This is a genomic window from Bradyrhizobium sp. SHOUNA76 (genome assembly GCF_023006445.1).
Taxonomy (GTDB): domain Bacteria; phylum Pseudomonadota; class Alphaproteobacteria; order Rhizobiales; family Xanthobacteraceae; genus Bradyrhizobium.
In genome coordinates this window covers 1-4,631 of record NZ_JALBHA010000497.1, presented here as the reverse complement: position 1 = coordinate 4,631, position 4,631 = coordinate 1, and the positions used below count along the sequence as shown (strand labels likewise).

The 4,631-nt window shown below is 65.0% G+C and carries 5 protein-coding genes; 4 read left to right on the top strand and 1 reads right to left on the bottom strand.

Translation table 11 applies throughout. The features are described 5' to 3' along the window. The coding region (locus MOV74_RS31755; RefSeq protein WP_404979200.1) for an alpha/beta hydrolase family protein at positions 1 to 289 on the bottom strand (289 nt) is incomplete at its 3' end. Positions 290 to 517: 228 nt separating this feature from the next. Between MOV74_RS31755 and pgm the strand changes: the two genes are divergently transcribed. The 4 genes from pgm to MOV74_RS31735 form a co-directional block, all read left to right on the top strand. Then, the gene (gene pgm, locus MOV74_RS31750) at positions 518 to 2,164 is read left to right on the top strand and encodes a phosphoglucomutase (alpha-D-glucose-1,6-bisphosphate-dependent) (RefSeq protein WP_246930933.1); all 1,647 of its coding nucleotides are present in this window, start codon (positions 518 to 520) and stop codon (positions 2,162 to 2,164) included. 325 nt (positions 2,165 to 2,489) lie between these two features. Next, complete coding sequence (locus tag MOV74_RS31745; RefSeq protein WP_246930931.1) at positions 2,490 to 3,539, top strand: aromatic ring-hydroxylating dioxygenase subunit alpha; 1,050 nt, start codon at positions 2,490 to 2,492, stop codon at positions 3,537 to 3,539. 3 nt (positions 3,540 to 3,542) lie between these two features. Beyond that, complete coding sequence (locus tag MOV74_RS31740; RefSeq protein WP_094892757.1) at positions 3,543 to 4,295, top strand: GntR family transcriptional regulator; 753 nt, start codon at positions 3,543 to 3,545, stop codon at positions 4,293 to 4,295. An 11-nt stretch (positions 4,296 to 4,306) separates the two neighbouring features. Then, positions 4,307 to 4,631 (top strand): FAD-binding oxidoreductase (locus MOV74_RS31735; protein WP_246930929.1); only part of this gene is annotated, 325 nt, incomplete at its 3' end.

The window sequence follows — 4,631 nt, the reverse complement described above, 5'->3', positions numbered from 1 at the left end:
CGATCAGCGCCGCGAAGCCGCGCCGGGCGTATTCGAGCGCGATGCCGTAATACTTATGCGCGGACATGGTCGCGCGGTCGTCGAAGCTGCGCGGCGAGCCGTGGCTGAGCAGCGCGAGCGGATAGCGCTTCGTCCCGGCAGGTCGGACCAGAAACGCCTCCAACCCCTGCGGCCCGGCCTCGGCCATGGGGATGCGCAAATCCTCGGTGTAGAATTCCGCAGCGCGCGCCGGCGCGCCGGCCACGACGAGGCCGGCGATCAGCAGAAGCAGCTTGCGCGAAGGGATCATGGGACGATTCGAAGGGGCCATGTTGGCGTGGAGCATAGCATGATCCCGTAGCCCGGATCAGCAAAGCGACATCCGGGGTGGATGGTCCCGCATATCGCTTCGCTCATGCGGGTTACGGTCATCCCTCAAAGGAACGGCCACCCCGTCGCGCGTGTTGTGCCCTTGGCGGGGGCCCCGCCGATGCTATGGTGCTCCGCTATCTCCGTTACGACAGGACGAGGTACTTCAGTGGCTGATGTTCATCCCGCGGCAGGCAAGCAGGCCTCGCCGGACGCGCTCACCAACATTCCGCGGCTGGTGACGGCCTATTTCGCCGGCAAGCCCGATGTCGCGGATCCCGCGCAGCACGTGGCGTTCGGCACCTCCGGCCATCGCGGCACTTCGTTCAAGAACACCTTCAATGAGGGCCACATCCTCGCGACGACGCAGGCGATCTGTGACTACAGACGAGAAAAGGGGCTGACCGGACCGCTGTTCATCGGCATCGACACCCATGCGCTGGCCGAGCCGGCGCTGGTCAGCGCCGTCGAAGTGTTCGCCGCCAACGGCGTCGACATCATGATCGACAAGGACGGCGGCTACACGCCGACGCCTGTGATCTCGCACGCGATCCTCACTTACAACAAGGGCCGCACCAGCGGCCTCGCCGACGGCGTCGTCATCACACCCTCGCACAACCCGCCGGAGGACGGCGGCTACAAATACAATCCGCCGCATGGCGGTCCCGCCGACACCGACGTCACGGGCGTGGTCGAAAAGCGTGCCAATGCCTACCTCGCCGACGCTCTCAGGGGCGTGAAGCGCATCGACTACGACAAGGCGAAGAAAGCCGCGAACGTCCACGCCTACGACTTCGTGACGCCCTACGTCGCTGATCTCGGCCAAGTCGTCGATCTCGACCTGGTCAAATCCGCCGGCATCAATATCGGCATCGATCCGCTCGGCGGCGCCGCCGTGCATTATTGGCATCCGATCATCGAGCGCTACGGCCTGAAGGCCACCGTCGTGAACGAGGCGATCGACCCGACCTTCCGTTTCATGACAGTCGATTGGGACGGGAAGATCCGCATGGACTGCTCCTCGCCCTACGCGATGGCGAGCCTGATCGGGATGCGCGACCGCTTCGACGTCGCCTTTGCCAACGATACCGATGCAGACCGCCACGGCATCGTGACGCGCACGGGCGGCCTGATGAATCCGAACCATTATCTGGCGACCGCGATCTCCTATCTGTTCGCGCATCGTCCGAACTGGAGCAGGGATGCCGCGATCGGCAAGACCGTGGTGTCGAGCTCGATCATCGACCGCGTCGCCAAGAAGCTCGGCCGCAAGCTGGTCGAAACGCCGGTCGGCTTCAAATGGTTCGTCGACGGCCTTCTCACGGGCGGCTTCGGCTTCGGCGGCGAGGAGAGTGCAGGGGCCTCGTTCCTGCGCCGCGACGGCACCGTGTGGACCACCGACAAGGACGGAATCATCCTCGGCCTGCTCGCCGCCGAGATCATGGCGAAGACCGGCCGCGATCCCAGCCAGCTGTTCAACGATCTCACCGCAGAGTTCGGCGTGCCGCATTACGCGCGCATCGACGTTGCCGCGACAGGGCCGCAAAAGAACATCCTCAAATCAGTCACGCCGGAACAACTCGGCCTGAAGGATCTCGCCGGCGACCCTGTCCGCTCAACGCTGAGCAAGGCGCCCGGCAACGGCCAGCCGTTTGGCGGCATCAAGGTCGAAACCGATTTCGGCTGGTTCGCCGCCAGGCCCTCCGGCACCGAGGACGTCTACAAGATCTACGCCGAAAGCTTCCGCAGCACCGAGCACCTGAAGCGTATTCAGGAAGAGGCGCGGACGGGGCTGGCGAAGGTGTTCGGGGCGTAGTCGCTTGCGGTCGCCTGTCGCCGCGCTGAGAGTGCGTTCCCTCCCCCGCTTGCGGGGGAGGGCTAGGGAGAGGGTGTTTCCGCGTCGGGATTTTCTGAGCTTGCGGATAGAGCCCCTCGGCGGGGAGAGCCCCCACCCGGCGCTTCGCGCCGACCTCCCCCGCAAGCGGGAGAGGTGCACCGTCCCTGCTAAGAAAGGCCGATTTCATAAGATTGTATACTAAGAACGCATGAAAGGTACTTTGGTAGGCATTTTTTGCTCTTGAAGGATTCCATTCTTCAGTTATTGTATACATAACGTATTCATAAGCCGAGGGAGATCGCCAGTGACAAAACCCTTCCCGATGAACGCTTGGTACGCGGCCGCCTGGGACGCCGAGGTGAAGCCGGCGCTGCTGCCGCGGACGATCTGCGGCAAGCATGTCGTGATGTACCGCAAGGCCGACGGCTCGGTCGCTGCGCTGGAAGATGCCTGCTGGCACCGGCTGGTGCCGCTGTCGAAGGGCCGGCTCGAAGGTGACACCGTCGTCTGCGGCTATCACGGCCTGAAATACAACGCGCAGGGCCGCTGCACCTTCATGCCCTCGCAGGAGACCATCAACCCGTCGGCCTGCGTCCGCGCCTATCCCGTGGTCGAGCGCCACCGCTACATCTGGCTCTGGATGGGCGATCCCGCGCTGGCCGATCCCGCGCTGGTCCCCGATATGCACTGGAATCACGATCCGGCCTGGGCCGGCGACGGCAAGACCATCCACGTCAAATGCGACTACCGTCTCGTGCTCGACAATCTCATGGACCTCACCCACGAGACGTTCGTGCACGGCTCCTCGATCGGCAACGAGGCGGTCGCCGAAGCCCCGTTCGACGTCACCCATGGCGAGAAGACAGTCACGGTGACGCGCTGGATGCGCGGCATCGAGCCGCCGCCGTTCTGGGCCAAGCAGCTCGGCAAGACCGGCCTCGTCGATCGCTGGCAGATCATCCGTTTCGAAGCGCCGTGCACCATTGCGATCGACGTCGGCGTCGCACCGACCGGCACCGGCGCGCCCGAAGGCGACCGCTCGCAGGGCGTCAACGGCTTCGTGCTCAACACCATTACGCCGGAGACCGAGAAGACCTGTCACTATTTCTGGGCCTTCGTGCGCGATTATCAGCTCGACGAGCAGCGCATCACGACAGAGATCCGCGAGGGCGTCTCCGGCATCTTCCACGAGGACGAGCTGATCCTCGAAGCGCAGCAACGCGCCATGGACGAGAACCCCGATCGCATCTTCTACAACCTCAACATCGATGCCGGCGCAATGTGGACGCGCAAGCTGATCGATCGCATGGTGGCGAAGGAAAATCCGCCGCAGCATCTTCAGGCCGCGGAGTAGAACATGGCCGAGCGTGAGGTCGACCGCTCCGTCTCGCAGACCGTGAAGGCGCAGCTTGCGCTGCGCGACCAGATCCTGTCGGGCGCCTTGCGCCCGGGCGAGCGCATCTCCGAGCTCCAGGCGGTGGAAACGACCGGCGCCTCGCGCACCCCGGTGCGCATGGCGCTGGTGCGGCTCGAGGAGGAGGGCCTGCTGGAGGCGATTCCCTCCGGCGGCTTCATGGTGAAGGCGTTCTCGGAGCGCGACATCTCCGATTCCATCGAGCTGCGCGGCACGCTGGAAGGCCTCGCCGCGCGCTTTGCCGCCGAGCGCGGCGTCTCCGCGCGCGAGCTGGAGCCGCTGAAGGAGTGCCTTGCCGCGATCGACGAATTGCTGCGCCAGGTGCCGATTTCGATCGAAGCCTTCTCGTCCTATGTCGCGCTGAATGCGCGCTTCCACGCCCTGCTCACCGAATTGTCGCGCAGCCCGCCCTTGATCCGCCAGATCGATCGCGCCTCCGCGCTGCCGTTTGCATCCCCGAGCGGCTTCGTGATGGCGCAATCCGCGCTGCCCGAGGCGCAGCAGATCCTGATCATCGGCCAGGAGCACCATCGCGTCGTGATCGACGCCATCGAGAACCGCGAGGGTGCGCGCGCCGAAGCGATCATGCGCGAGCACGCGCGGCTGGCAGTGCGAAACCTGCGGCTTGCGCTGCGCAACCGGACCCATCTGGACCTCTTGCCGGCGCTTGCGCTGATCAAAACCGCAACCGATTGAGGGCAGCCGCCATGCGCTTCATCGAAACCTGGATACCCGCGACGCTGGTCTCGACCCGCGATCTCGCACCCGGCATCCGCGAATTCCTGATCCGCCCTGATCAGTTCGACGGCGCGGCCTATCCGGTCGGCAGCCACATCAATGTCAGCGTCACCATCGACGGCCAGCCGGAGACGCGATCCTATTCGCTGGTCGGTGAGGCCACCTCGCAAGGTTTTAAGATAGCGGTGCGCCGCACGGATGATTCCCGCGGCGGCTCGCGCTACATGTGGCAGCTCGCGCCGGGCGCGCGGCTCGACATCACGCAGCCGGCCTCGCTGCTTGCAGTCGACTGGG